Annotated in this window: 26 protein-coding genes; 10 read left to right on the top strand and 16 right to left on the bottom strand. The window is 56.3% G+C overall.

Features of this window, described 5'->3' with window-relative positions:
• The first annotated feature begins 44 nt into the window (after positions 1–44).
• Positions 45–1256 (top strand): phage tail-collar fiber domain-containing protein, encoded by a 1212-nt coding sequence (locus tag OB87_RS08495; protein WP_033569009.1) that lies wholly within the window; start codon positions 45–47, stop codon positions 1254–1256.
• A gap of 65 nt (positions 1257–1321) precedes the next feature.
• Here OB87_RS08495 and OB87_RS08500 read toward each other — a convergent pair whose 3' ends face one another.
• Positions 1322–1801, bottom strand: a complete 480-nt coding sequence (locus OB87_RS08500; RefSeq protein ID WP_033569010.1) for an NUDIX hydrolase — start codon at positions 1799–1801, stop codon at positions 1322–1324.
• A gap of 59 nt (positions 1802–1860) precedes the next feature.
• On the opposite strand from OB87_RS08500, the gene OB87_RS21085 reads away from it, so the two are divergent.
• From OB87_RS21085 to aguA, 6 genes are all read left to right on the top strand, one after another.
• Positions 1861–1986, top strand: a complete 126-nt coding sequence (locus tag OB87_RS21085; protein WP_268745830.1) for a hypothetical protein — start codon at positions 1861–1863, stop codon at positions 1984–1986.
• 17 nt (positions 1987–2003) lie between these two features.
• Positions 2004–2474, top strand: a complete 471-nt coding sequence (locus OB87_RS08505) for a 2TM domain-containing protein (protein WP_033569011.1) — start codon at positions 2004–2006, stop codon at positions 2472–2474.
• A 129-nt stretch (positions 2475–2603) separates the two neighbouring features.
• Positions 2604–3506: a CDF family cation-efflux transporter FieF gene (fieF, locus tag OB87_RS08510; protein ID WP_033569012.1), complete on the top strand. Its 903-nt coding sequence runs from the start codon at positions 2604–2606 to the stop codon at positions 3504–3506.
• Positions 3507–3760: 254 nt separating this feature from the next.
• Entirely contained in the window at positions 3761–4723 is a 963-nt protein-coding gene (gene pfkA / locus OB87_RS08515; RefSeq protein WP_033569013.1) for a 6-phosphofructokinase, read from the top strand.
• Positions 4724–4845: 122 nt separating this feature from the next.
• Entirely contained in the window at positions 4846–5730 is an 885-nt protein-coding gene (gene aguB / locus OB87_RS08520) for an N-carbamoylputrescine amidase (protein ID WP_033569014.1), read from the top strand.
• A 3-nt stretch (positions 5731–5733) separates the two neighbouring features.
• On the top strand, positions 5734–6834 hold the full coding sequence (aguA, locus tag OB87_RS08525; protein ID WP_033569015.1) for an agmatine deiminase: 1101 nt from the start codon (positions 5734–5736) through the stop codon (positions 6832–6834).
• Positions 6835–6930: 96 nt separating this feature from the next.
• On the opposite strand, the gene phoA is transcribed toward aguA, so the two are convergent.
• The 3 genes from phoA to OB87_RS08540 all read right to left on the bottom strand — a co-directional run bounded on the left by phoA (position 6931) and on the right by OB87_RS08540 (position 10043).
• Entirely contained in the window at positions 6931–8385 is a 1455-nt protein-coding gene (phoA, locus tag OB87_RS08530; protein ID WP_033569016.1) for an alkaline phosphatase, read from the bottom strand.
• 152 nt (positions 8386–8537) lie between these two features.
• Entirely contained in the window at positions 8538–9308 is a 771-nt protein-coding gene (gene tpiA, locus OB87_RS08535; protein WP_033569017.1) for a triose-phosphate isomerase, read from the bottom strand.
• 141 nt (positions 9309–9449) lie between these two features.
• Entirely contained in the window at positions 9450–10043 is a 594-nt protein-coding gene (locus OB87_RS08540) for a DUF1454 family protein (protein WP_152605885.1), read from the bottom strand.
• A 147-nt stretch (positions 10044–10190) separates the two neighbouring features.
• Between OB87_RS08540 and OB87_RS08545 the strand changes: the two genes are divergently transcribed.
• A complete protein-coding gene (locus tag OB87_RS08545; RefSeq protein WP_033569019.1) occupies positions 10191–10616 on the top strand; it encodes a DUF805 domain-containing protein in 426 nt (141 codons plus the stop codon).
• A 13-nt stretch (positions 10617–10629) separates the two neighbouring features.
• Here the strand turns inward: OB87_RS08545 and fpr are convergent, their stop codons facing one another.
• From fpr to OB87_RS08565, 4 genes are all read right to left on the bottom strand, one after another.
• Entirely contained in the window at positions 10630–11376 is a 747-nt protein-coding gene (gene fpr / locus OB87_RS08550) for a ferredoxin--NADP(+) reductase (RefSeq protein WP_033569020.1), read from the bottom strand.
• A 109-nt stretch (positions 11377–11485) separates the two neighbouring features.
• Positions 11486–12496, bottom strand: a complete 1011-nt coding sequence (gene glpX, locus OB87_RS08555) for a class II fructose-bisphosphatase (RefSeq protein ID WP_033569021.1) — start codon at positions 12494–12496, stop codon at positions 11486–11488.
• A gap of 134 nt (positions 12497–12630) precedes the next feature.
• Positions 12631–14142 (bottom strand): glycerol kinase GlpK, encoded by a 1512-nt coding sequence (glpK, locus tag OB87_RS08560; RefSeq protein ID WP_033569022.1) that lies wholly within the window; start codon positions 14140–14142, stop codon positions 12631–12633.
• A gap of 25 nt (positions 14143–14167) precedes the next feature.
• A complete protein-coding gene (locus OB87_RS08565; RefSeq protein WP_033569023.1) occupies positions 14168–15019 on the bottom strand; it encodes an MIP/aquaporin family protein in 852 nt (283 codons plus the stop codon).
• Positions 15020–15562: 543 nt separating this feature from the next.
• Here OB87_RS08565 and zapB point away from each other — a divergent pair.
• Positions 15563–15805: a cell division protein ZapB gene (zapB, locus tag OB87_RS08570; protein WP_033569024.1), complete on the top strand. Its 243-nt coding sequence runs from the start codon at positions 15563–15565 to the stop codon at positions 15803–15805.
• 64 nt (positions 15806–15869) lie between these two features.
• Here zapB and rraA read toward each other — a convergent pair whose 3' ends face one another.
• The 7 genes from rraA to priA form a co-directional block, all read right to left on the bottom strand.
• Complete coding sequence (gene rraA / locus OB87_RS08575; RefSeq protein ID WP_013315894.1) at positions 15870–16355, bottom strand: ribonuclease E activity regulator RraA; 486 nt, start codon at positions 16353–16355, stop codon at positions 15870–15872.
• A gap of 140 nt (positions 16356–16495) precedes the next feature.
• On the bottom strand, positions 16496–17413 hold the full coding sequence (locus OB87_RS08580) for a 1,4-dihydroxy-2-naphthoate polyprenyltransferase (RefSeq protein ID WP_033569049.1): 918 nt from the start codon (positions 17411–17413) through the stop codon (positions 16496–16498).
• Positions 17414–17552: 139 nt separating this feature from the next.
• Positions 17553–18884 carry an HslU--HslV peptidase ATPase subunit gene (gene hslU, locus OB87_RS08585; RefSeq protein WP_033569025.1) on the bottom strand — a complete coding sequence of 444 codons (1332 nt, stop codon included), beginning with the start codon at positions 18882–18884 and terminating at the stop codon, positions 17553–17555.
• 9 nt (positions 18885–18893) lie between these two features.
• Positions 18894–19424 carry an ATP-dependent protease subunit HslV gene (hslV, locus tag OB87_RS08590; protein WP_033569026.1) on the bottom strand — a complete coding sequence of 177 codons (531 nt, stop codon included), beginning with the start codon at positions 19422–19424 and terminating at the stop codon, positions 18894–18896.
• A gap of 85 nt (positions 19425–19509) precedes the next feature.
• On the bottom strand, positions 19510–20430 hold the full coding sequence (gene ftsN, locus OB87_RS08595) for a cell division protein FtsN (RefSeq protein WP_072025446.1): 921 nt from the start codon (positions 20428–20430) through the stop codon (positions 19510–19512).
• Between the two features lie 51 nt (positions 20431–20481).
• Positions 20482–21552 carry a DNA-binding transcriptional regulator CytR gene (gene cytR, locus OB87_RS08600; RefSeq protein WP_033569028.1) on the bottom strand — a complete coding sequence of 357 codons (1071 nt, stop codon included), beginning with the start codon at positions 21550–21552 and terminating at the stop codon, positions 20482–20484.
• Between the two features lie 433 nt (positions 21553–21985).
• A complete protein-coding gene (gene priA / locus OB87_RS08605) occupies positions 21986–24184 on the bottom strand; it encodes a primosomal protein N' (RefSeq protein WP_033569029.1) in 2199 nt (732 codons plus the stop codon).
• Positions 24185–24459: 275 nt separating this feature from the next.
• On the opposite strand from priA, the gene rpmE reads away from it, so the two are divergent.
• Entirely contained in the window at positions 24460–24675 is a 216-nt protein-coding gene (gene rpmE, locus OB87_RS08610) for a 50S ribosomal protein L31 (RefSeq protein ID WP_033569030.1), read from the top strand.
• Between the two features lie 114 nt (positions 24676–24789).
• Here the strand turns inward: rpmE and metJ are convergent, their stop codons facing one another.
• The gene (gene metJ / locus OB87_RS08615) at positions 24790–25107 is read right to left on the bottom strand and encodes a met regulon transcriptional regulator MetJ (RefSeq protein ID WP_013315901.1); all 318 of its coding nucleotides are present in this window, start codon (positions 25105–25107) and stop codon (positions 24790–24792) included.
• Between the last annotated feature and the right edge of the window lie 33 nt (positions 25108–25140).

Consider the following 25140-nt stretch of genomic DNA (forward strand, 5'->3'; position numbering starts at 1 on the left):
GTTGCCGGACCTTTTCCTTTACCTTCATGCTGATGAGAGATCTAATGGGGACTAAATATTTCACCTTACTCACCCAGGTGGGTGAGAAAAAACTGGCGGCGGCGATAGCCGCAGGAAAACCACTGGAGCTGGTGCAAATGGGCGTGGGGGATGGCAACGGTGTGCTCCCTACCCCAGATTCGGTTCAGACCAGACTGGTGAATGAAAGACGGCGCGGGGTTATCAATTCGCTAACCGTTGACCCGAACAACCCCAGCCAAATGATTGCCGAGCAGGTGATCCCGGAAAATGAAGGGGGATTCTGGCTGCGTGAAATCGGTCTGTACGACGTGGATGGTGACTTGATTGCGCTCGGTAACTGCCCGGAAACCTATAAACCGGAACTGAAGGAAGGATCGGGCCGGGTGCAGACGGTGCGCATGATCCTGATTGTCAGCCATACCGATGCGATAACGCTGAAGTTTGACCCGACGGTGGCGCTGGCGACACGGCGCTATGCCGATACCTTGCTGGCTGATCATGTCGCTGCTGTTAACCCGCATAAGCAGTATGCCCCGATTGAAAGCCCGACATTTACCGGTACACCTGCGGCACCGACCGCCGTAGCAGGAACGAGTACGACACAACTGGCAACCACGGCGTTTGTTGCTGATGCTGTTGCTCACGCGGTTGGCCTGCTATCCGATAAAACCGACAGCAACTTCAAACTCAAACTGGATATTAATGACATCGTGGGTATCCCCCAGCCCTGGGCACAAGCCACCGCTCCGGCTGGCTGGCTCAAATGTAACGGTCAGGCGTTTGATAAAAGCCTGTATCCACGGTTGGCGCAGGTTTATCCGTCGGGGGTTCTGCCAGATCTGCGCGGCGAATTTATTCGTGGCTGGGATGATGGGCGTGGGGTAGATGGTGTCTCAGACAGGCAACTATTGTCGCGTGAGCCAGCGACACTAGTGTGTACTGCGATCGGTCCCGATGCGTTACATCAAGTGGTTATAGAAGGCTCGGTATCAAACAGTGCAACAATTGCAGATTTTAACGCTGGATTGGGTGCTGATTTTGTCAGCGACACAGATTATGCGAGCACGCTTCGCGGCGTATCTGCATCATCAGCCGATCTGTCTTACATAGGCAACTCGGCGGGAGTGAGGTCTGGGGTGTCGATGAATAGGCCTCTAAACTCAAATAATAGTGCCATTTTTGGGGGCATGCGCCCCCGTAATATCGCTTTTAACTACATCGTAAGGGCCGCATGACGATGTCTATACAGAAAAGGCGTAACTTCAGGGCAGAAAAACCGAATCCCCGTCGTTAAGACGTATCAACTGGCCGACTCCCCCCGCGGCGTAACCGGAAACGCGTTGCCCGGCCACAGCATCTCCACTAACTGCTCCGGGTAGAAGGTATCCGGCGTGGCGAGCAGTTCATCGCGGCTCCACCAGTGGTGGTCCCGCATCACTTTCTGTTCATGCGCTGTCCATGCGTCAGTGTGGATGGCGCTGTCGGTGACGCGAATGACAAAAAAACGCTCATCGGCTATCACGGTGTCGCCGTTGGGCATCGCCATGCTAAAACGTTGGGTGGCGATGCAGGGGCCGGGGTCTTGACGGCGGATGCCGGTTTCTTCCCACAGTTCCCGCAGCGCCGCTTGCTCAAAGCTTTCTCCGCTTTCTACTGCCCCGCCCGGCGTGGCCCAATAACGCTTCCCGGCAAGGGCATCACGCGTATGGTGAAACAAGAATAACAACACCCGCTGTTCAGGATTGAGGATCAGCAGGCGTGAGGCAGGTCGGCGTTTCATTCGTTTTCCTGGCGTATATCTGGTCGCCAGTATTCTCCTCGTCATCGGAAATGATGTCCATGTCGGCAGGCAAAATCCGCATGACAGCGCGGTTGCTGGGGGATGTCGGGCAACTGTCGGGTTGCTGTCCGGTTACTGTCGTGGTGTATTGCAGGAGGCTGGCGCAGGCTGTTAGCGAGGTTTAATTCAACAGGAGTACATCATGAACACGATCAAATCACAGCGCCTCGCCCGCGCCTGGTCCCAGGAACAACTGGCTGAACTGTCTGCGTTGAGCGTCAGAACCATCCAGCGGATCGAAAATGGGGAACGCGCCAGTCTGGAAACGCTTAGCGCCATTGCCGCCGCGTTTGGCGTTAACGTGACGGTGCTGATGGAGGAAGACAGCGAGCAGGCGGTGAGCGGCGAATCGCTGGCGCAGCGTATTGAGCAGGCCAGAACGCAGGTCGGGCAGGAGAGCCGTTTCTGGCGTAGCCTGCTGCTGTTTGTGCCGGTGAATGCGCTGCTGTTTGCCATCAATCTGTTGGTCAACCCGCAAACGCACTGGTTCTTGTGGCCGTTGCTGATTTGGGGCGCGGTACTGGCGTTGCGGGCCATGCGGGTTTTCTGGCTGCGCGATCGCTGGTCACGCTGGGAACAGGAACGGTTGCAGAAATTTCTGCGCAAACCATAAGCCGGTCCTTATTGCACACCGTGCCTGGGCCAGAAAACCGGAACTTATCGGGAAACCGGAAATAAAGTGTCACGGTTTTCCAGCGTCAGAATTCGGTATACTGGCTCCCTCACTTGAATGGAATGGTGTATGAATTCTCATTACGCACGCCTGGTAACGACAGCCGCTTTTCTGGCTACCGCCACGGCATTATCTCTGTTTGGCATGAAAGTGTACGCCTGGTGGTACACGGGGTCAGTCAGTTTGCTGGCGTCGTTGGTCGACTCGCTGGTGGATATCGCGGCCTCGCTGGTCAATCTGCTGGTAGTGCGTTACTCACTGCAACCGGCCGATACGGAACATACGTTCGGGCATGGCAAAGCCGAGTCGCTGGCCGCGCTGGCGCAAAGCATGTTCATTTCCGGGTCGGCGCTGTTTCTATTGTTGACCGGCGCGCAGCATCTGATCACCCCGCAGCCGCTGAAAGGGCCGGAGCTGGGGATGTGGATTACCATTATTGCGTTGGTGGTGACGGGGGTGCTGGTGGCATTCCAGCGCTGGGTGATCCGCAAAACCCATAGTCAGGCGGTGCGGGCGGATATGCTGCATTATCAGTCGGACGTGCTGATGAATGGCGCGATTTTGCTGTCGCTGGTGTTGAGCTGGAAAGGCGTTAATTGGGCCGATGCCGTGTTCGCGCTGGGGATCGGCGTCTATATTTTAGGCAGTGCGTTGCGAATGGCGTATGAGGCAATTCAGGTGTTGCTGGACCGGGCCTTGCCGGACGAGGAGCGACTGGAAATCATCAATATCGTGTCCTCATGGCCGGGCGTCAGCGGCGCGCACCAGTTGCGGACCCGCCGTTCAGGCCCGACGCGTTTTATCCAACTGCATCTCGAAATGGCGGATAACTTGCCGCTGGTGGAATCACATCAGATTGCAGATGATCTGGAGCAGGCATTGCTCAAGCGTTTCCCCGGTTCTGACGTTATTATTCATCAGGATCCCGTCTCGGTAGTGCCGCAGGAACAGCGTGGTCGTTGGGTGCTTTAGGTCCATTGCAATACGATTGCGGCGTTACGTCTTTCCGGGCGAGTGAAAAGGGCGGGAGCACACCGCCGATATCATAACGTGTTGTAAAAATGTGATACGCGGTAGATTTTTATGGGGCATTCGGCCTGACCTGAATCAATTCAGCTAGGTGTATTTGTTATACTATGTTGATAAACGGTCAGGCTCTGTCCTATGACCCTTAAGATTAAGATAGAAGAATCTGCGAATTTACATCTACAAACCCAGAGGTTGTCATGATTAAAAAAATCGGAGTACTGACGAGCGGTGGCGATGCGCCGGGCATGAATGCGGCCATTCGTGGCGTGGTGCGGGCAGGGTTAGCGGAAGGCCTGGATGTATACGGCATCTATGATGGTTATCTGGGTTTGTACGAAGACCGCATGGTGCAGTTGGACCGCTATAGCGTGTCGGATGTGATCAACCGCGGCGGCACGTTCCTCGGGTCTGCCCGTTTTCCGGCGTTCCGTGAAGAAGCGGTGCGTCAGGTTTGCGTAGAAAACATGAAAAGACGCGGCCTGGACGCGCTGGTAGTAATCGGCGGCGACGGTTCCTACATGGGGGCTAAACGCCTGACGGAAATGGGTTTCCCCTGCATCGGTTTACCGGGCACCATCGATAACGATGTGGCAGGCACCGACTACACCATCGGTTACTTCACCGCGCTGGAAACCGTGGTCGAAGCGATTGACCGCCTGCGTGATACCTCGTCTTCGCATCAGCGTATCTCCATCGTGGAAGTGATGGGACGTCACTGTGGCGACCTGACGCTGGCGGCGGCGATTGCCGGGGGATGTGAATTTATCGTGCTGCCGGAAGTCGACTTCAAAAAAGAAGACCTGGTAGAAGAGATCAAAGCCGGTATCGCCAAAGGGAAGAAGCACGCCATCGTCGCGATTACCGAACTGGTGTGCGATGTGGATGAGCTGGCGCACTATATCGAGCAGGAAACCGAACGTGAAACCCGCGCCACCGTACTGGGCCACATTCAGCGTGGCGGCTCACCGGTGGCCTACGACCGTATCCTCGCCTCCCGCATGGGCGCGTACTCTATCGAACTGCTGCAACAGGGCTACGGCGGCCGTTGCGTCGGGATCCAGAATGAAAAATTGGTTCACCATGATATTATTGACGCCATTGAGAACATGAAGCGTCCGTTCAAAGGCGACTGGCTGAACACCGCCAAGAAGCTATTCTGATGTATGCCCGGTGACAACTGGGCCGAAAAAGCAAATCCCGCTCTTTAGGCGGGATTTCTTATTACCACGCCGCTGGCGGCGCGGGCAATGAGCACCTATACAGAAATTATTGAGGTTTTCGCATGACAAAAGTTACCGTTGCTGCCACTCAGATGGCTTGCACCTGGGATTTGCCAAAAAATATCGCCAATGCTGAAAGGCTGGTGCGCCAGGCACATGCTCAAGGGGCACAAATCATTCTGATTCAGGAACTGTTTGCCGCGCCTTATTTCTGCATCGACCAGAGCCCGGAACATTATGCGCTGGCGCAGGAGCTGGCAACCAGCCCGCTGATTAAACACTTCTCCGCGCTGGCGGCCGAGCTGGCAGTGGTGCTGCCGCTGAGTTTCTTCGAGCGCGCCAATAACGCTTACTACAACTCGCTGGTGATGATCGATGCCGACGGCAGCGTGCTGGATGTGTATCGCAAAACCCATATTCCGAACGGCCCGGCCTATCAGGAAAAACAGTTCTTTATTCCAGGCGATACCGGTTTCAAAGTGTGGCAGACCCGCTATGCCAAAGTGGGCGTGGGCATCTGCTGGGACCAATGGTTCCCGGAAACGGCTCGTTGCCTGGCGCTCAGCGGTGCGGAGTTGATTTTCTACCCGACCGCCATCGGTTCCGAACCGGCGTACCCGGAAATCGACAGCCAGCCGCACTGGACTCGCGTACAGCAAGGCCATGCCGCTGCCAACCTGGTTCCGGTGATCGCTTCCAACCGCATCGGCACCGAAGCCAGCAAATACATCGACGGTCTGGAAATGACCTTCTACGGTTCGTCGTTCATCGCCGACCAAACCGGCGCGCTGGTAGCGCAAGCCAACAAGACGGATGAAACGGTGCTGGTGCACGAATTCGACCTGGATGCTATCGCCGCACAGCGTGCGTCCTGGGGTTTGTTCCGCGACCGTCGCCCGGACATGTACGGTGTAATCGGTACGTCTGACGGCAAGACCTGGAGATAAGTGATGTCTGAACTGACCACGCCGTTGCAGGACGGTTTCTCCATGCCAGCGGAATGGGCACCGCACGACGCCGTGTGGATGCTGTGGCCGTATCGCCGTGACAACTGGCGCTCACAAGGGGATGTCATTCCCGCTCAGCACACCTTTGCTGCCGTTGCTGCCGCTATTGCGCAAACCACGCCGGTTATCATGGGCGTGCCACGCGACCAGATGGCACTTGCCAAAAGCGTGATGTCGGCTGACGTTACACTGGTGGAGATGGAAAGCGACGACGCCTGGATGCGCGACACCGGGCCGACCGTGGTGCTGAACGACGCAGGCGAACGCCGTGGCGTCGACTGGCAGTTCAACGCCTGGGGCGGTGCGCTGGGCGGGTTGTATCAAGACTGGCACCGTGACGAAAAGGTTGCCGCGCAGGTGCTGGCGTATCACGGCGATGCGCGTTATGCCGCGCCACTGATTCTGGAAGGCGGCTCTATTCATACCGACGGTGAAGGCACGCTGCTGACCACCGCCGAGTGCCTGCTGAACCCAAACCGTAATCCGCACCTGAACCAGGCGCAGATTGAACAACTGCTGCGAGATTATCTCGGCGTCACCGCCTTTATCTGGCTGGAAGACGGTGTGTATAACGACGAAACCGACGGCCACATCGACAACATGTGCTGTTTTGTGCGCCCCGGCGAAGTAGCGCTGCACTGGACCGACGATGAAGCCGACCCGCAGTACGCTCGCTCTCAGGCAGCGTATCAGGTGCTGTCGCAGGCAAAGGACGCGCAGGGCCGGTCGCTGAAAATCTGGAAACTGCCCGCACCAGGTCCGCTGTACGCCACGCCGGAAGAAGCGGCAGGCGTGACCGACGGCAATGCCATCGAACGTAACGCCGGGTCGCGGCTGGCGGGGTCGTACGTCAATTTCCTGATCAGCAATAAGCAGGTGATTTACCCGTTGCTGGATGAACGTACCGACGACGAGGCGCATTTGCTGTTGCAACAGATGTTCCCTGACTATCTGGTCAGCGGCGTGCCAGCCCGTGAGATTCTGCTGGGTGGCGGCAATATCCACTGCATTACCCAGCAAATTCCGGCGGCGAAATCGGTGTAGTTATTTAATTAGTTGTTATTTATCAGATAAAAGGCAGGTTTCGCACCTGCCTTTTTCATTATTTCGGATCGATGGTTACGCAGTAGGATGCCGGGATTATTTCAGCCCCATCGCATTTTTCATGGTGTAGAACAGGTCGGTCTGGTCGGTCAGTCCTACCACGTTGGCAGCGTGCGGGCCATAGGCGGCGATGCGCAGCTGGGTGCCGGTGTGCCCCTGCGATTCCTCTTCTGAGTTACCGTAGCTGATGGTCATCACGGCGTTATCTTTGGTGTTCAGTGCCTGCGTCAGGCCCGGCGCTTTGGTGCCGTTTTCGACGATCTGGCTGGAGTGGGCGTGGTCGGCGGTGACGATCACCAGCGTGTTGCCGTCACGACGGGCGAATTCCAGTGCTTTCTGCACTGCTTCGTCCAGGTCCACCGTTTCACCGAACTGGCCGCACGGGTTGGCGGCGTGGTCTTGCTTGTCGATGGAAGCCCCTTCGACCTGCAGGAAGAAACCGTTTTTGTTCTTACTCAACAGCTGAATGGCCTTATCGGTCATTTGTGCCAGTGTCGGCACGCTGGCACCACGCTGGGCGTTGGGTTCACAGGTTACTACCGGTTTATCGAGGTTACCGTGGTAGCTGGCTTTCGGCCCCTGCCAGCGCACCGGCATGTTGCCGTCGGCGAACAGGCCCAGTACCGGCTTGTTCTGGCTGGCGGCGGTAACGGCATTCATGCCGTCCAGATCAGTGACAAGGTGGTAGCCCAGCGCTTGCGCCTGCTCTTTCAGGCTCTTACCCTGATATTTCCCAGCTTTAGCGACTTCTTTGAAGGTGGCTGCGCCGCCGCCCAGCGTGACGTCAGCGCGGGTAACCAACAGTTGTTCGGCGATAGAGCCGCGACCACCGTTTTCCAGCGCGTTAGTCGGGCATTGCTGGCTGGTTTTTTCCGGGCCGTAGCACTTGCGGGACGTAACGTGCGACACCATGGCGGCCGGTGTGGCGTCTTCCAGTTCGGCGGTGGAGACGTTGCCGGTGGCTTTGCCCGCCGCTTTGGCGATTTCAATCAGCGTCTTATGGTCTTTACCGTCGACGTCCACGCCCAACGCACCGTTGTAGGTTTTAACACCGCTGGACCAGGCAGTAGCCGATGCAGCGGAATCGGTAACGTAATCCGGCTTATGGGTTTTCTTGTCCAGTGAGTAGTGGGTGTATTGGCCGGTCAGCGGCAGTGCGTCGATGCCTTTGAAGAAACCGCCTGCACCCAGCGCGTAGTTGCGTGCCGAGGTGATCTCAGAGTCGCCCATGCCGTCACCAATCAGCAGAATCACGTTTTTGGCGGTTTTCGCGTTGAGAGAAGCTTTTAACATCTCGGTTTGATCGGCACTGAGGCGGCGAGCGCCGCCGGGCTGGGTGATGTCGCCCTGCGCCTGGCGGTTGTAATCGGTGCCGGCGGCCAGTGCGCTGCCAGCGATAAGCGTCATCATCAGGGAAGAGAGCAGGGTTTTACTGATCAAGGTTTTGTTGATCAAGGTTTTGCGGATCAAAGCCTTACGGGTCATGGTCATTCACTCGCAGTTAAATTAAGTAACAAATAAACATGTGCGGTAAAACCTAGACAGAAAAAATGACAGAATGATGAACGTGGTCGGTATGGGTGGAAAAAAGCATAAAAAAACGGCCCCGAAGCGGAGCCGTTGTGCGATAGCAGCGGGGCTAATCAGGCCTGATTTTTGGCTTCAGCGGCAGCTTTGACAATGACCGCGAAGGCGTCGGCTTTCAGCGAAGCGCCACCAACCAGCGCGCCGTCGATGTCCGGCTGGGTGAAGAGTTCAGCAGCGTTGGCGGCGTTGACCGAGCCACCGTACTGAATGATGACCTGCTCAGCTACTGCGGCATCCTGTTTAGCGATGTGGTCGCGGATGAATTTGTGCACCGCCTGTGCCTGTGCCGGAGTGGCGGATTTGCCGGTGCCGATAGCCCAGACTGGCTCATAGGCAATGACGGTGTTTTCGAACGCTTTTGCGCCCAGCGTGTTCAGCACGGCGTCCAGTTGGCGCGCACATACGGCTTCGGTCTGACCCGCTTCGTTTTCGGCTTCGGTTTCACCGATGCACAGTACCGGAATCAGGCCGGTTTCTTTCAGTACGGCGAATTTTTTCGCGATGAATTCGTCGCTTTCGTGATGATAGGTACGGCGTTCGGAGTGGCCGATGATGATGTATTGGGCACCGATGTCTTTCAGCATGGCGGCGGAGGTTTCACCGGTGAAGGCACCAGCAAGGTTGACGTCCACGTTCTGGGCACCCAGAGCAATACGGCTGCCTGCCAGCAAGTGTTTAGCCTGATCCAGATAAAGAGCCGGTGGCGCGATGGCTACGCCGCAACCTGTTACGGCGCTCAGTTCTTTCCGCAGGCCAGCGATCAGTTCGTGAACCATGCTGGTGCTGCCGTTCAGCTTCCAGTTGCCCATGACTAAGGGATGTCGCATCTTGTTTCCTCCAGGCGAGTTGCCAGTTAATCAATACATGGCTGCGTCAGGCAGCCAATCTGACGATGATACAAAACTGACGATAGTATAGAGTCGAAATGGCACGGTGGCTCTGTTTTTCGTGCCTAATTCTCGATGTGATCACGAATCAGATAGCGCCAGCTTAATCGGTTCAACAGCAAAAGTTAGCCCCTTTTCGCCATGATCCGCCACGACATAGCGCAATGCTCCTTCCGTTTGCTGGTAAAAGCGCTGCCCTTTGCCTTTTTCCAGCAAGGTTTCGATCTTCTTCAGGCTTTGCTCGTTGGTCAGCGACGGCATAAAGGTGCGCACCAGCGCTGCCATGTAGCCGATAGCCTGTTTGCGCCGCCCGCTCTGGTCGGTGTCTTTCGGTTTGGGCAGCCAGGTAATCTGCATGGTTTTGATCTTGCCGGTGCCTTTTTCCAGCGCGGTGGAAGAATACAGCCGATCGTTGATGCGGCTGGCGGCACGCGTCAGATTGGGCGAGTCATCACCGGTATCGACCACCCGGTATTCACTCATCGGCAACGAGGGGTTGCTCAGGTTATAGCGGGTGCGAAACTGGACGATAGTCATGTCGAACGTAGGAGAACCAGACAGCAAATAAGGCGCGGCGGTCGGGGGTTTTTGCTGGAACAAGCCGTCACTCCTGGCAAACGGGGTGCAGAGTAGGCCAGCAGACAGGCAACAAACAATCAACAGGGCATTTTTCATCATCAATTCATCAGCATCGTCACGTACCGTTGGTATGCTGTGTGATTAAAACGGGATTCGGGTTCAATTGTCAAAACGCGCGATAAAAAATGCCGTCTGACTTAAGGTAAACTCGCGTTTGTAGAACCGCTTCGGGGATGGAAAGTGATGACGATACAACAATGGTGTTTTTCGTTTCGTGGCCGTGTTGGCCGCCGGGATTTTTGGTTAGGGATGGTGATGGTGTTGGCGCTAATGGTCGGGTTGTTCATGTTGGCTGGTACGGGCTGGCTGGAAACCCAGAAAGCGGCGTTCGCGCTGGTGGTGTTGATGTGGCCGCTGGCAGCGATACTGGTCAAACGGCTGCATGACCGTAACAAAAATGGCTGGTGGGCGCTCTTGCTGGTGGTTGCCTGGATGTTGGGTAACGGCAACTGGTCGATGTTGCCTCCGCTCGGTCAGTGGGGTGTAGGACGGTTCTTGCCGGTACTGATTGCCGTGATGATGCTGCTGGATTGCGGTGCGTTTGTCGGTACAACTGGTACAAACCGTTTTGGACCCGCTGCGGAGCCGTTACGACTCCGCGCTTCCTGAATGTCGACTGTCATTACCAGTAGTGTTCGCTGGTCATATGACCAGGGCGACGGCGCAGGTGTTTGCTCATCTGCCGTGTGTCTTTGAGCAACTGCTGGGTATCCCGCACCATTTGCGGGTTGCCGCACAGCATCACGTGGCTGGTCGCCGCGTCCATCGGCAGGCCGACCGCTGCTTCCAGTGCGCCGTTTTCAATCAGCGTCGGCACACGGCCGGTGAGTGCACCGGGTTGCTCTTCGCGGCTGACGACGGTCTGGATGCGCAGCTTGCCGTTATAGTGCTGTTCCAGCTGTTGCATCAGTGGTAGGTAGCTGAGATCGCGCGCGAAACGGGCGGCGTGCACCAGTACGATATGTTTGAACCGTTCCAGACCACGCCCTTCCTGCAAAATCGACAAATACGGGCCGATGGCGGTGCCTGTCGCCAGCATCCACAGCGTATCGCAGTCCGGAATCTCGTCGAGCACGAAAAAACCGGCGGCTTCTTGCGTCACCAGTACCTCGTCACCTGGTTGGCAGCGGTGCAAATGCGGGCTGAGCTTGCCGTCTGGCACGTTGACCAGGTAAAACTCCAGTAGATTATCGCTGGGGGCGTTGACGTAGGAGTAGGCGCGCTGCACCCGCTCGCCGTCCCGTTCCAGCGCCAGCTTGGCGAACTGCCCGGCGGTAAACGGTGCCACCGGCGCTTCCAGCCGCAGACTGAATAAGTTTTCCGTCCAGTGTTCAACCTGAATAACCTTGCCGGTCACCCACTCTGCCATGGTTCTATGCTCCTGTTTTGATCGCGTTGGTGTCGCAGGACTGCGCGTAGCCAGACCTTACGATACGCGATCTGTTAACAACAGTGAAACAATTCGTGCCTTGCTGTGGTTACAGCAAAAAGGCGTGCAGTGCCTGATCTTTGCGGTCCAGATAATGGGTAGAACTGATGCGGCGGATGGTGCGCGACTTGCCGCGGATCAGCAGGGTTTCGGTGGTGGCGATGTTGCCGCGGCGGGAAATACCGTCAAGTAAATCACCTTTGGTAATGCCGGTGGCGGAAAATATCACGTTGTCGTTGCGTGCCATATCGCCGAGCATCAGCACCTTGCCAGCTTCGATGCCCATTTCACGACAACGCGCCAGTTCCTGTTCGCCCAGCCGACGATTCTCTTCGTTGTCTTCCTTCACCTGATGACGAGCCAGCAGACGCCCTTGCATGTCGCCGTCTAGTGCGCGGATCACCGCCGCAGAAATAACACCTTCCGGCGCACCGCCGATGCCATAGAGCACATCGACTTCGCTTTCCGGCATACAAGTCAGAATAGAGGCGGCTACGTCGCCATCAGGTATGGCAAAGACTTTCACACCAAGCTGTTGCATGTCGGTGATAACCTGGTCATGGCGTGGCTTGGCCAGCGTGATCACGGTGAGCTCGCTAAGGGGTTTGCCCAATCGTTCTGCAACCCGTTTCAGGTTGTCTTCCAGAGGCAGGTCAAGGTCGATAACGCCTTTGGCCTGCGGGCCGACAATCAGCTTTTCCATATACATGTCGGGTGCGTGCAGGAATGCCCCTTGCTCACCCACTGCCAGTACTGCTAGTGCGTTAGCCTGCCCCATTGCCGTCATGCGGGTGCCTTCGATCGGGTCGACGGCGATGTCTACCGCGTCGCCGAGTCCCGTGCCTACCTGCTCGCCGATATAGAGCATCGGCGCTTCATCGATTTCACCTTCGCCGATCACGATTCGACCATTGATGTCGACCTGATTAAGCATGATACGCATTGCCTGTACCGCGGCGTTGTCGGCGGCGTTCTTATCGCCACGGCCCAGCCATTTGTAACCGGCCAGCGCGGCGGCTTCGGTAACGCGAGAGAATTCGATGGCTAATTCACGTTTCATGAGTACCTGTCTTGAACGGGGAGTAAAGGGAATTGTCGGGGAGTTATGGTAGCACAGGCTGGGGGACGGGCGGGTGGGGGCGCGAATGGAAAAAAGGGCGCGGTAACCGCGCCCGATCAAGGATTATGAGGATTTTACTCGTCATGATCTTCCCACGCGCGGGCGCGTTCTACCGCTTTTTGCCAGCCGCGATAACGGAAGTTGCGCTCCACGGTTTCAATGCTGGGACGGAACTCCCGCTCGATAGCCGTTTTGCTCTTCACTTCGTCCAGATCATTCCAGAAACCGGTTGCCAGACCGGCCAGGAATGCCGCGCCCAGCGCGGTGGATTCACGCACCAGCGGGCGTTCGACGCGGGTGCCCAGAATATCGGACTGGAACTGCATCAGGAAGTTGTTAGCGACTGCGCCGCCGTCTACCCGCAGCGATTGCAAGCGAGTATCAGCGTCGGCCTGCATCGCGTCCAGCACGTCGCGGGTCTGATAGGCGATGGATTCCAGCGTGGCGCGGATGATGTGATTGGCATTAACGCCGCGGGTCAGGCCGAAAATTGCACCGCGGGCATACGGGTCCCAGTAGGGAGCACCCAGACCGGTGAACGCGGGCACCACATAGACGCCATTGCTGTCTTTCACCTTGGTGGCGAAGTATTCGGAATCCATCGCGTCACCAATCAATTTCAGCTCGTCGCGCAGCCACTGGATCGACGCACCACCGATAAATACCGCACCTTCCAGCGCGTAGTTCACTTCACCGCGTGGGCCACACGCAATGGTGGTTAACAAGCCATGCTTGGAGCGCACCGCCTCGGTGCCGGTGTTCATCAACAGGAAACAACCGGTGCCGTAGGTGTTTTTCGCCATGCCCGGCTGTACACACAATTGGCCGTACAGCGCCGCTTGCTGGTCACCGGCGATACCGGCGATGGGAATACGGGTGCCGCCTTTGCCGCCGATGTTGGTCTGGCCGTAGATTTCGGAGGATGGGCGCACCTGCGGCAGCATGGCGCGTGGGATGTCCAGCACGTCCAGCATACGCTCGTCCCAGTCCAGCTTATGGATGTTGAACAGCATGGTGCGTGAGGCATTGGTGTAATCGGTGACGTGGACGCGGCCTTGCGTCATCTTCCAGATGAGCCAGGTGTCGATGGTGCCGAACAGCAGCTCGCCGCGGCGGGCGCGTTCACGGGAACCTTCCACATGATCGAGGATCCACTTGACCTTGGTGCCGGAGAAGTACGGGTCAACCACCAGGCCGGTGTTGCTGCGGATGTACTCTTCCAGCCCGTCTTTTTTCAGTTTCTCACAGATATCGGCGGAACGGCGGCATTGCCACACAATGGCGTTATAAATGGGTTTGCCGGTTTCTTTTTCCCATACCACGGCGGTTTCACGCTGGTTGGTGATACCGATACCGGCCACTTCATCGCTACTGATACCGGCTTTTGCCAGCGCTTCTACCAGCGTGGAGCTTTGAGAGGCCCAGATCTCCATCGGGTCATGTTCCACCCAGCCTGCTTTGGGGTAGATTTGGGTGAATTCCCGCTGGGATACGCTGATGATGTTGGCATCATGATCCAGCACGACGGCTCGTGAGCTGGTGGTTCCCTGGTCGAGCGCGACAATGTATTTTTTTTCCTGGTTCATAAACGTAATCCTGTTCGGGAGAGGGTTAGACCTTACGGGTTTGAGCGGAAGCCGTTGTGTCGGTATCTGTGTCTGCGGCACAGACATCGCAAGGCAGGTTACGGCCAATTAGGGTGCGATAGCCAAATGCGCCCAGACACGCGCCGACGATCGGGCCGAAAATCGGTATCAGTATATAAGGGATGTCTCGCCCGCCTGTCAGTGCGATCTTGCCCCAGCCTGCGAAATAGGCAAACAGCTTCGGACCGGCATCACGCGCCGGGTTCATGGCAAATCCGGTCAATGGTCCCATGGATGCGCCGATCACCGCGATCAGAATACCGATCAGCAACGGTGCCAGCGGTCCGCGTGGAATGCCGTTGCCGTCATCGGTCAGCGCCAGAATCAGGCACATCAGAATCGCGGTGATGACCATTTCCACCAGGAAAGCCTGCAATACCGAAATATGCGGGTTAGGGTAGGTGGAGAAGATTCCTGCCAGGTCGAGGCTTTCCACACTGCCGCGCACCATATTGTGTGTCTGCTCGATATTGTCGAACAGATTATGGTAGAGGCCGTAGACCAGTGCGGCTGAGCAAAATGCGCCAGCGACTTGCGAGAGGATATAGGGCATCACTTTGCGGCCGTCGAAGCAGGCGAACAGCCATAAGGCAATGGTTACCGCCGGATTGAGGTGTGCGCCGGAAATCGCGGCGGTCAGGTAGATCGCCATGGCGACACCCAATCCCCAGATAATGCTGATTTCCCATAGCCCCAGGCTGGCACCCGCCAGTTTCAGAGCCGCTACACAGCCAACGCCAAAGAAGATCAACAGGCCAGTACCGAGAAACTCGGCAACGCACTGGCCTTTAAGGGTAGAAAGTTCAGATTGACTCATAATGCTTGTTCCTGCTTGTAGGCTACAGCATGGTGGTTGACGCAGGCCCTATGGGTCTGCGCGTTTCAGGCCTGTCCCGTTCGTCTTGGGTGATTCGCGGTCAGGCTCTTTTTGTATTTCGGATGTGAATTTATCGTTAATGTTCGAAAACGAGAAATATCGAAATCAAAATGTGTGTGATGCGTCAAGAAAATGCGCGCATTCGCGTAATTAGTCACAAAGCCCCATTTTCTCGCCTGACGAGTGTTAACGGGAGTGTTAAATTTATTAACATTAGTAATGTTTAATAATGATCAGGGTTATTTTTAGTCTGTGCTGATATCACATGAGCGAAAAATCAGGCAGAGTCGCTGTTTTACCGGGAGTGTGCTGGACACGCCTGATCCGGCTACATACAATTTGTCAGGATTTACGTGTCAGAGGGTTACGATCAAGGTGCCATAATAGGTAGTCTGAAGAGGACGTGACATTCTGTGGTATATCTGTTCGTGGTACATCTGCGTTAACCGGCTTATGCCGTGCGATCAAAAGGGGTTAGAAGTTATGTCATTTGAAGTGTTTGAGAAGCTGGAAGCGAAAGTTCAGCAGGCGATTGACACGATCACGCTGTTGCAGATGGAAATCGAAGAGCTGAAAGAGAAGAACAATACGTTGTCGCAGGAAGTAGAGAGTATGGCGGGTAACCGTGATGCGCTGATGAGCGAGAACGAGCAGTTAAAGCAGGAGCAACAGGTATGGCAAGAGCGCCTGCGTGCACTGCTGGGTAAAATGGAAGACGTTCAGTAATCACTGAGGCCAGACAAACGGGATACGCACAGGGCGTCTGTCGACGCCCTTGGATGTTCGCCTGTTATTCCAGATCGAGCGGGTCTTCAGACAGAATGATGCCAGTGTTATCGGCATACAGATGGTCACCAGAAAAGAAGGTCACGCCGCCGAAATTCACCCGGATATCGGTTTCGCCGATGCCTTCACTGGCTGCCCCTGCTGGGGTTGCCGCCATCGCCTGAATGCCAATGTCCAATTCAGACAGGTCGTCGACCTGACGCACCGCGCCGTACACCACAATACCTTCCCACTCGTTCTGCGTGGCCAGACGCGCTAATTCAGCGTTCACCAGCGCCCGACGAACGGAGCCACCGCCGTCGACCAACAATACGCGTCCGCTGCCGTTTTCTTCCAGCACGTCGAACAGCAGGCCATTATCCTCAAAGCATTTCACCGTGATGATTTTGCCGCCGAATGAACTACGCCCGCCAAAGTTAGAGAAAAGAGGCTCAACTACATTGACCTCTTCATGATAGATATCACACAGCTCGGAAGTATCGTATTTCATAGGAGTAACGTCTGTTGCCGCTGGAAGTGTGAGACTGAGTATATCCCTTTCTGTTTGTTGTTGGCAAAATCATCAACCGTGGCTTTGACCCGCATCAGTTAATCGGCCGTGATTTTGCCAACCGTGGCTACATCATTTGCCTAGCTCAGCAGCACGCCCACCGCGAATAGCAGATTGGTGAGCAATGCGCCCTTGACGGTTTTTTCCAGCATCGGGCGCATACTGAATGCGGCAGTTTCCCGCATCACGTAGCGCCCTTGCTTCACCAGTAAAGGCAGCGCCAGAATAAACAGCCAGCCTGCCAGCGTATGCAGATACAGCATGGCGAACAGTGCCAGACAGACCGGTGCAGTCATCAACAGCGCCATGTGGTAACGACGGGCTTTGTGAGCGCCGAGCCGTACCGCCAGTGTGTTTTTGCCGTTTTCCCGATCGCTGTCGATATCACGCAGATTGTTGATGTTGAGCACCGCGACAGCTAACAGACCACAGGCGGTGGCGGGCAGAATGACGCTGCTGTCAAAGTGGCCGGTTTGCAGATAATACGACCCGGCCACGCTCAGCCAGCCGAAAAAGATCAGTACCGAGATATCGCCAAGCCCAATATAGCCATACGGCTTATTGCCGACGGTATAGGTGATGGCGGCCAGAATCGCCAGCAGCCCGAGCGCCAGGAACACCACGATGTCCACCGGCTTCTCACAGGCCAGTATCACCAATGCGCTGCCAGAAATTGCCGTCAACATCACGGTAATGAACAGCGCCTTGCGTAGTTCTTGCAGGCTGATGGCACCCGTCTGGATACCGCGTAGCGGGCCGATGCGGTCTTCCTTGTCGCTACCTTTTACGGCATCGCCATAGTCGTTAGCCAGATTAGAGAGGATTTGCAACAAGCCGGCGGTAATCAGCGTCAGCAGTGCGACACCGGGTTTGAAGTTGCTGTGCCAGCAGGCGATGACGGTGCCGGTAACAATGGAGGCAAAAGCCAGCGGCAGCGTCTTGGGACGCAGGCTGTCCAGCCAGGCTTGGGTTTTGCTGCTATGTGTCAATTGGGTCATGGTGTTAATGGGCCATGGTATCAGCCAGATTGTGGCGCGTTCAGTTCTGGAAAATAAAGCCTGGTGACGGTGATAAAAACAGCAGTGGGAGGCATTGGCCTCCCACTGGTCAGTCATCAGTGCGATCCGTGAACACGGATTATAAGATAAATCGGCTCAGATCTTCATCTGCTACCAACTCATCAAGATGACTGCGTACATAATCTGCATCGATCGTCACGGTTTGGCCGTTCATTTCGCTGGCTCCGTAGGAGACTTCTTCGATCAACCGTTCCAACACGGTGTGCAGGCGGCGGGCACCGATGTTCTCTGTGCGTTCGTTGACCTGCCAGGCCGCTTCCGCAATACGGCGGATGCCGTCCGGTTGGAACGTAATGTTGACGCCTTCGGTTTCCATCAACGCCTGATACTGACGGGTCAGTGACGCGCTGGGTTCAGTCAAAATACGCTCGAAGTCTTCGGTGGTCAGCGCCTGCAATTCCACGCGGATTGGCAGACGGCCTTGCAGCTCGGGGATCAGGTCCGATGGGCTGGCGACCTGGAACGCGCCGGAAGCGATAAACAGGATATGGTCAGTTTTTACCATGCCGTGTTTGGTGGATACCGTGCAGCCTTCCACCAGTGGCAGCAGGTCGCGCTGGACGCCTTCACGCGAGACGTCCGGGCCGGAGGTGTCGCCACGCTTACAGATTTTGTCGATCTCATCGATGAACACGATACCGTGCTGCTCCACCGCTTCGATTGCCTGTTGCTTAAGCTCTTCCGGGTTGACCAGCTTGGCGGCTTCTTCTTCCACCAGCAGCTTAAAGGCTTCGCGAATCTTGATTTTGCGGTTTTTCTGTTTCTGACCGGCCAGATTCTGGAACATCGACTGCAACTGATTGGTCATCTCCTCCATACCCGGAGGAGCCATGATTTCGACCCCGACAGGAGCGGCTGCCAGCTCGATTTCAATCTCTTTATCGTCAAGCGACCCTTCGCGCAGTTTCTTGCGAAACGCCTGACGGGCGGCAGACGGCTCGCTGTTTTCTTCCGTTTGTCCCCAGTTGTTCTTGGCGGGTGGAATCAGGACGTCCAGAATGCGCTCTTCGGCCAGCTCTTCGGCACGGTAGCGGTTTTTCTCCATCGACTGCTGGCGCACCATTTTAATGGCGACATCGGTCAGATCGCGGATAATCGAGTCCACTTCCTTACCGACGTAGCCCACTTCGGTGAATTTGGTCGCTTCCACCTTGATGAACGGGGCGTTAGCCAGCTTGGCAAGACGACGGGCGATTTCGGTTTTCCCCACCCCGGTCGGGCCGATCATTAAAATGTTTTTCGGGGTGACTTCATGGCGCAGGCTCTCTTCCAGCTGCATACGACGCCAGCGGTTACGCAAGGCGATCGCCACAGCGCGCTTCGCTTTGTGCTGGCCGATGATGTAGCTATCAAGCTCGCTGACTATTTCGCGCGGGGTCATTTCGGACATAGTGGATCCTTACGCCTTGGAGGCTAGTTCTTCGATCGTGTGGAACTGGTTGGTGTAGATGCAGATATCACCCGCAATACCCAGTGATTTTTCGACAATCTCCCGGGCGTTTAATTCGGTATTTTCCAGCAGGGCACGTGCAGCGGCCTGAGCATAAGGGCCGCCGGAGCCGATAGCGATCAGATCGTTTTCCGGCTGAATGACGTCGCCGTTGCCAGTGATAATCAGCGATGCGTTTTCATCGGCAACCGCCAGCAGCGCTTCCAGCCGACGCAGCATACGGTCTGTACGCCAGTCTTTAGCCAGTTCCACCGCGGCCTTCACCAGATGCCCCTGATGAAGCTCCAGCTTGCGTTCGAACAGTTCAAACAGGGTAAACGCATCAGCGGTGCCGCCAGCGAATCCGGCGATAACCCGGTCGTTGTACAGACGCCGAACTTTACGCACGTTGCCTTTCATTACGGTGTTGCCCAGGGTGGCCTGCCCGTCTCCGCCAATCACGACCTGACCATTGCGGCGTACGCTTACAATTGTTGTCACGAGTTTATCCCCGTTACTGAGAAAAAGGCCCCCGCGCGGACGCGGGGCATATTGACGATAAACATGGGGGAGGGGCGGAGGGTTTTCAACCCCCGCTGGCTAACGGGATGCAGTTGGATTGCCCCATGCCTTTGAGTTTTTGTGCCATTTTGTCGGCTACGGCACGGCTGTTGTACGGACCGAGCATAATCCGATGCCAACCGCCGCTACTGGCGATACGACTTTCAACGCCAGCAAATGCCAATTCCGCTTTTACCGATTCGGCAGGTTCTGCTGTCTTAAACGACCCGCATTGCACCATCCAGCGCTGCTCTTTCTCTGGTTTGGTGTTCTCCGGTTTGTTGTCGGCTTTGGCGGTTTCTTTCGCTGCCGTTTCCGTTTTGGCGGACTCTTTGCGGGGCTCTGTCTGCACCGGTTTCTGCGTGGTCTGCGCCGGTGACGTCACTGGCTGCGTCGTATGATGCTGGCTGGCTGCCGGAGCGGTGGTCGTGGTACGTGGCGTCATGGTGCTGGTGTTGGGCACGATCGGCACAATCGTCTGCGGCCTGGGCGCTACCGAGGAGCGTGACGGCATCTGGCTTTGATCGTTGTAAGGCACTTCCGTCAGCGTGGTTGGCTGGCGTTTCATGTCCGACTGCATCTGCTCCAGTAGCTGCCGCTGTTCATCGGTTAGTTGGCCTGCCGACTGGATTTCGCCGCCCGCTGAAGGTTCAGTCGGCGAAGCGACGCCAATCTGCCGGTTTTCCAGTTCCTTGATATAACGCCAGCGCTCTTCCGGTTTAGGTGGCAACCCGTTGCCTTTGGTCCCTTGATGTGGCAAGACCGGCGATTCGTCCGGCTTATTGTGGGCGATAAAATAGAGTCCACCGGCAAACGTGACCAGCACGGCAACGGCCAGCGCTATCATCGTCTTGGACGCGCCTGAAGACCCGCCTCGTTTCCGGCTGGATGTTTTTTTCCGGCGCGTTCCAGAACGCCCCCGGCTGACATAGTCTCGTTGTGCCACAATCGTTTCGTTGCGAAGAAAATAAGTAACAGGCCGCCATGTTACTGAACCCTAAAATGTTTGACCAGCACCTGAATTCTTAAAGCCTGTAACACGCAGGGGCGGCGCGGCGGTACTCTCGCGGATAATCAGTTGGCTGGATACCAGTCGCGACCCTCGCTGGACCTTGTGCTGCTGCAATTGAGCCAGTAGCAATAGCATGGCTTCGCGGCCGATATCGTAGCGTGGCTGGGAAACGGTGGTCAGCGCTGGAAAACAGTGGCTGGCCTGTGCGATATCATCAAATCCAACCACCGACAGGTCACGCGGCACGTCCAGCCCCATTTTGCGCGCCTGCGTCAGTGCCCCCAACGCCATGACGTCGCAATGGCAGAATATTGCGGTGGGTGGCGTGGGGTGTGACATTAACCGCACCAGGCCGCGGGCACCGGTGTCATAGCTGAAATCGCCACGCACGATATACTGGTTGTCGATCACCAGCCCGCAGCGGCGTAACGCCTGGATATAGCCTTGTAGCCGGTATTCGCTGATCGGAATCTGTTCCGGACCAGCGATGCAGGCAATGCGCCGGTGCCCCAGTTGATTGAGATAACTGACAGCCTCGAATGCTGCGGTCAGGTTATCGATGTGCACGGTGGGCATATCCAGTTCAGGGGCGAATTCGTTTGCCATTACCATCGGCGGCAAATGACGGCGTTCGTCCTTGCCCGCATCAAACGGCAACTGCGAGCCGAGCAATAAAATGCCGTCGATTTGCCGGGTGGTGATCAAATCCAGGAAGGTCTTTTCAGTTTTGCGCTGGTGAGCGCAATCGCCAATGAGCACCAGATAGCCACGTTCTGCGGCTGTTTCCTCAATACCGCGTAGCATTTCGGTGAAAAAAGGGTCACAGATATCGGGGACGAGCGCCAGAATCGTTCTTGACTCATGTCGCTTCATATTACGGGCAAGATTTTGTGCAGAGTATCCTACCGCCAGCGCGGCCTGCTCCACCTTTTGGCGGGTGGTGGCCGATACCTTCTCAGGGTTGGTCAAGGCGCGGGACACCGTTGCGGTGGATACACCGGCCTGATCGGCAACGTCTTTCATCGTTGCGGGCGGGATGAATTTTTTCTGCTCCAACGCATTTCCTCCTTGCGTCAGCGTTTACTGGCGCCGTAGTCAAAGGCCGCTGTCAAAGGTCGGCCACCGTTTTACAGAATGTCTGATTTTGCCATGCACAGTTATGAAACGCGGCATGACCAGGCGGTACTGTCGTGAAGTCTCGTTCGGCTCAGGGCTTTCGACCGGACTTGCACCGTGCGAGCGGGGACAATATTGGGATCCCTATGCACAGGTATAGCACTGGGTAGCGGGTTGTCACCTGAAGTCTGGCCTTCGGTATTGTGCCAACCGCCTGATCAGCATACTGCTTACGCCATCACTCTTAACAGATTGCATCCAATATTTATCGAATAATTTACGCAGGTGCTGCCTGAATTACCTGTTTCTCGGGGCTGCTCGCAAAAAATACCGCCGCTGCTGGCATCAGATATTTTTGCGATTCAGAATCGACTCAATTGTCCGTCGGGTCGACATCCATCACCCATTTCACCTTGCGTGTTTGCGGTAAGGTATCGATCAACGGCATCGAATTGCGGATCAATCGTTGTAGTGTGGCGCGTGAAGGATGTTGGAGCAGCAATTGCCAGCGAAAACGCCCGGCACGTTTGGGTTGTAGCGCTGGCACTGGCCCCATCAACCACAGTGAGTCGTCACGTAGTGGGCTGGCCTCCAGCAGATTGCGTAACTGTTGCAGGAACAGACTGGCTTGCTGATTGTCGTGGTCATCGGCCCGAAACAGCACATGGCTGGTAAAGGGGGGCAGGAACACGCTCTGGCGTTCTTTCAGCGTTTGGTTGGCGAAAGCGTCGTAGCCCTGATGTAGCAATGTCTGCAACAGTGGGTGATCCGGGTGATGGGTTTGCAGCACCACTTCGCCCGCCTTGCCCGCGCGACCGGCGCGACCAGAAACTTGGGTGTAAAGCTGGGCGAAACGTTCGGTGGCGCGGAAGTCGGCGGAAAACAGCGAGCTGTCGACATCCAGTAGCGCCACGAGTGTGACGTCGGGAAAGTGGTGGCCCTTGGCGAGCATCTGGGTGCCGATCAGAATGCGGGCACCGCCCTGGCGGACCTGCGCCAGTTGCTGCTCCAGCGCCCCTTTGCGGCTGGTCGTGTCGCGATCGATACGGGTAATCGGTGCGTCGGGAAACAGCGTCGGTAGCGCCTGTTCCAACTGCTCGGTGCCCAGGCCGACCGGCACCAGATGGGTAGAGCCGCATTGCGGGCATTGCTGCGGTATCGGACGCTGGCTGTCGCAGTGGTGGCAACGCATCATTCGTTGATGCTGGTGCAGGGTGTAGTAGCTGTCGCAGCGCTGGCATTCGGCTATCCAGCCGCATTCATGGCACAGCACCACCGGTGCGAACCCTCGACGGTTGAGAAACAGGATGACCTGATTATCGGCGGCCAGGTGATGGCGAATGCGGTTGATTAACGGCTGCGATAAACCGGTGGTCAGCGGCAGTCCTTTCAGGTCTAGCACGTGCTGCTGTGCCAGCCGGGCGTTGCCAGCGCGTTTGCTAAGACGTAGCTGGCGGTATTTGCCGTTCTGTACGTTATAAAGCGTTTCCAGCGCTGGTGTGGCTGACCCCATAACGATGGGAATATCTTCCTGTCGGGCGCGGAACACCGCCAGGTCGCGGGCATGATAACGCCAGCCTTCCTGCTGCTTGTAGGAGCTGTCATGCTCTTCGTCGATGACGATCAGACCTAGCCGGGCAAAAGGGGTAAATAGCGCAGAACGGGTGCCGATGACGATGGCTGATTCGCCTTGTCTGGCGCGTAGCCATACCGACAGTCGCTCGCTGTCGTTTAGCCCCGAGTGCAGTGCTTCCACTGGCGCATTGAACCGATCGCGGAAGCGGGCGATGGTTTGCGGCGTCAGGCCGATTTCCGGCACCAGCACCAGCGCCTGCTTGCCTTGCGCCAGAATATTTTCCAGCGCACTGAGGTAGACCTCGGTTTTGCCAGAACCGGTAATGCCCGCCAGCAGCCAGGCGGCAAAATGATCATCTTCGCTGCGTATGGCACCGACGGCGGTAGCCTGTTCGGTATTAAGACGCAGACGCTCGCCTGTCAGGCGGAAATCGTTGCGCCAGTCCTGCACCTGCTGCGGCAGCGCGCGCAACTCGCTCAGCCCCTTTTCGCGCAATGCCTGTAGCGCGGTTTCCGTCAGGTCGGTTTCAACGACCTGATGGCGATACAGCGGCCCTTGTAGCAGCGCCGCCAGCGCCTGCTGTTGCTTGGGGGCTCGTTTCAGTGCATTCAACGGCGTGGCACGCCCTTGCTCGGTTGCGAACCATTGCCAGAGTGGTGCGCTATGGGCCGATTTTCCCTGCCGGAGCAAAATTGGCAGAGCATGGAACAGTACTTCGCCAAGCGGATAGTGGTAATACTCCGCTGCCCACAGCAGGATGCGCCACAGGCTGTCTGGAAACAGCGGGGCGTCGTCGAGTATGTCGTGCAGCTGTTTAAGCTGTTCCAGCGGTAGTTCACTGTCGGCTTTCAGGGCAGTGACGATGCCGATCATCTTGCGGTTGCCAAAGGGCACGCGCACGCGCACGCCTGGCACCGGCGGTGTTACGCCTTGCGGCAGCCGGTAATCAAACGTGCGCATCAGCGGCACTGGCAAGGCAACCTGAACAACGGGCATAGTCTCTGCGTTCAAATGCGTCATGTAGGTCTTACGTCGTGCGTGAGGTTTTGTCTGCCGTCACGGTACTGTGCGCGGATGCGTTGTGCAATCGCGCGCGTCATCTTGTTTATCCGCGGCGGCGAGTCCGTACGGATCCAATTGCATCGGTTGGTTAATTTCTGTATGATCCGCCGCCTTTATACCTTGCGGTGTAAAGAACATTTCATTCAACTTCGTGTGGTGTCTGGCGGAATAGGGCCGGATAGCGACGCGGCCTTAAACAGAGGTTTCCCATGAAAGAAGGTATTCACCCGAATTACGTTGAAATTACCGCTACTTGCTCTTGCGGTAACGTCATCAAAACCCGCTCCACCGTTGGTCACGACCTGAACCTGGACGTATGTGGCGCTTGCCACCCGTTCTTTACCGGTAAACAGCGTGTGGTTGACACCGGTGGTCGTGTTGAGCGTTTCAACAAACGCTTCAGCATCCCAGGCGCCAAAAAATAATTGGCGTTTGTACCAGGGCGGAAAATTGGTTAACCGCTTTCCGTCCAAAACAAAGGCACCTGCGGGTGCCTTTGTCGTTTCTGGAGTTTTCCCCATCTGCCCTAAACGGGTAATTCAATATTCCCACGTATCTGGGTCAATCCCCATCTCACGCATAATTGCCTTGGCGGCATCAGGAATTTCGTCGCCGCGTTCTTTACGCAGGTCGTCGTCATTCGGTAAGGGTTGGCCGGTAAAAGCGTGCAAAAACGCCTCACACAGTAACTCGCTATTGGTTGCGTGACGCAGGTTGTTGACCTGACGACGGGTACGCTCGTCTGTCAGTATCTTTAATACTTTCAAAGGGATAGATACGGTGATCTTCTTAACCTGCTCGCTCTTCTTGCCGTGTTCAGCGTATGGGCTTACGTATTCGCCATTCCACTCAGCCATGGGATACCTTAAATATTGATCGTGATAAAAACA

The sequence above is a fragment of the Dickeya undicola genome (assembly GCF_000784735.1).
In the GTDB taxonomy this organism is placed as follows: Bacteria; Pseudomonadota; Gammaproteobacteria; order Enterobacterales; family Enterobacteriaceae; genus Dickeya; species Dickeya undicola.

Excerpts from the sequence above, each read along its gene's own strand:
- aguA (WP_033569015.1), top strand. The coding sequence starts at position 5,734 with ATGTCTGAACTGACCACGCCGTTGCAGGACGGTTTCTCCATGCCAGCG.
- OB87_RS08565 (WP_033569023.1), bottom strand. The coding sequence starts at position 15,019 with ATGAGTCAATCTGAACTTTCTACCCTTAAAGGCCAGTGCGTTGCCGAG.
- priA (WP_033569029.1), bottom strand. The coding sequence starts at position 24,184 with ATGCCCGTTGTTCAGGTTGCCTTGCCAGTGCCGCTGATGCGCACGTTT.
- fpr (WP_033569020.1), bottom strand. The coding sequence starts at position 11,376 with ATGGCAGAGTGGGTGACCGGCAAGGTTATTCAGGTTGAACACTGGACG.
- pfkA (WP_033569013.1), top strand. The coding sequence starts at position 3,761 with ATGATTAAAAAAATCGGAGTACTGACGAGCGGTGGCGATGCGCCGGGC.
- glpK (WP_033569022.1), bottom strand. The coding sequence starts at position 14,142 with ATGAACCAGGAAAAAAAATACATTGTCGCGCTCGACCAGGGAACCACC.
- glpX (WP_033569021.1), bottom strand. The coding sequence starts at position 12,496 with ATGAAACGTGAATTAGCCATCGAATTCTCTCGCGTTACCGAAGCCGCC.
- hslU (WP_033569025.1), bottom strand. The coding sequence starts at position 18,884 with ATGTCCGAAATGACCCCGCGCGAAATAGTCAGCGAGCTTGATAGCTAC.
- phoA (WP_033569016.1), bottom strand. The coding sequence starts at position 8,385 with ATGACCATGACCCGTAAGGCTTTGATCCGCAAAACCTTGATCAACAAA.
- OB87_RS08500 (WP_033569010.1), bottom strand. The coding sequence starts at position 1,801 with ATGAAACGCCGACCTGCCTCACGCCTGCTGATCCTCAATCCTGAACAG.
- OB87_RS08580 (WP_033569049.1), bottom strand. The coding sequence starts at position 17,413 with ATGACCCAATTGACACATAGCAGCAAAACCCAAGCCTGGCTGGACAGC.
- OB87_RS21085 (WP_268745830.1), top strand. The coding sequence starts at position 1,861 with ATGTCGGCAGGCAAAATCCGCATGACAGCGCGGTTGCTGGGGGATGTC.
- OB87_RS08545 (WP_033569019.1), top strand. The coding sequence starts at position 10,191 with ATGACGATACAACAATGGTGTTTTTCGTTTCGTGGCCGTGTTGGCCGC.
- rpmE (WP_033569030.1), top strand. The coding sequence starts at position 24,460 with ATGAAAGAAGGTATTCACCCGAATTACGTTGAAATTACCGCTACTTGC.
- zapB (WP_033569024.1), top strand. The coding sequence starts at position 15,563 with ATGTCATTTGAAGTGTTTGAGAAGCTGGAAGCGAAAGTTCAGCAGGCG.
- OB87_RS08505 (WP_033569011.1), top strand. The coding sequence starts at position 2,004 with ATGAACACGATCAAATCACAGCGCCTCGCCCGCGCCTGGTCCCAGGAA.
- tpiA (WP_033569017.1), bottom strand. The coding sequence starts at position 9,308 with ATGCGACATCCCTTAGTCATGGGCAACTGGAAGCTGAACGGCAGCACC.
- OB87_RS08540 (WP_152605885.1), bottom strand. The coding sequence starts at position 10,043 with ATGAAAAATGCCCTGTTGATTGTTTGTTGCCTGTCTGCTGGCCTACTC.
- rraA (WP_013315894.1), bottom strand. The coding sequence starts at position 16,355 with ATGAAATACGATACTTCCGAGCTGTGTGATATCTATCATGAAGAGGTC.
- aguB (WP_033569014.1), top strand. The coding sequence starts at position 4,846 with ATGACAAAAGTTACCGTTGCTGCCACTCAGATGGCTTGCACCTGGGAT.
- fieF (WP_033569012.1), top strand. The coding sequence starts at position 2,604 with ATGAATTCTCATTACGCACGCCTGGTAACGACAGCCGCTTTTCTGGCT.
- metJ (WP_013315901.1), bottom strand. The coding sequence starts at position 25,107 with ATGGCTGAGTGGAATGGCGAATACGTAAGCCCATACGCTGAACACGGC.
- OB87_RS08495 (WP_033569009.1), top strand. The coding sequence starts at position 45 with ATGGGGACTAAATATTTCACCTTACTCACCCAGGTGGGTGAGAAAAAA.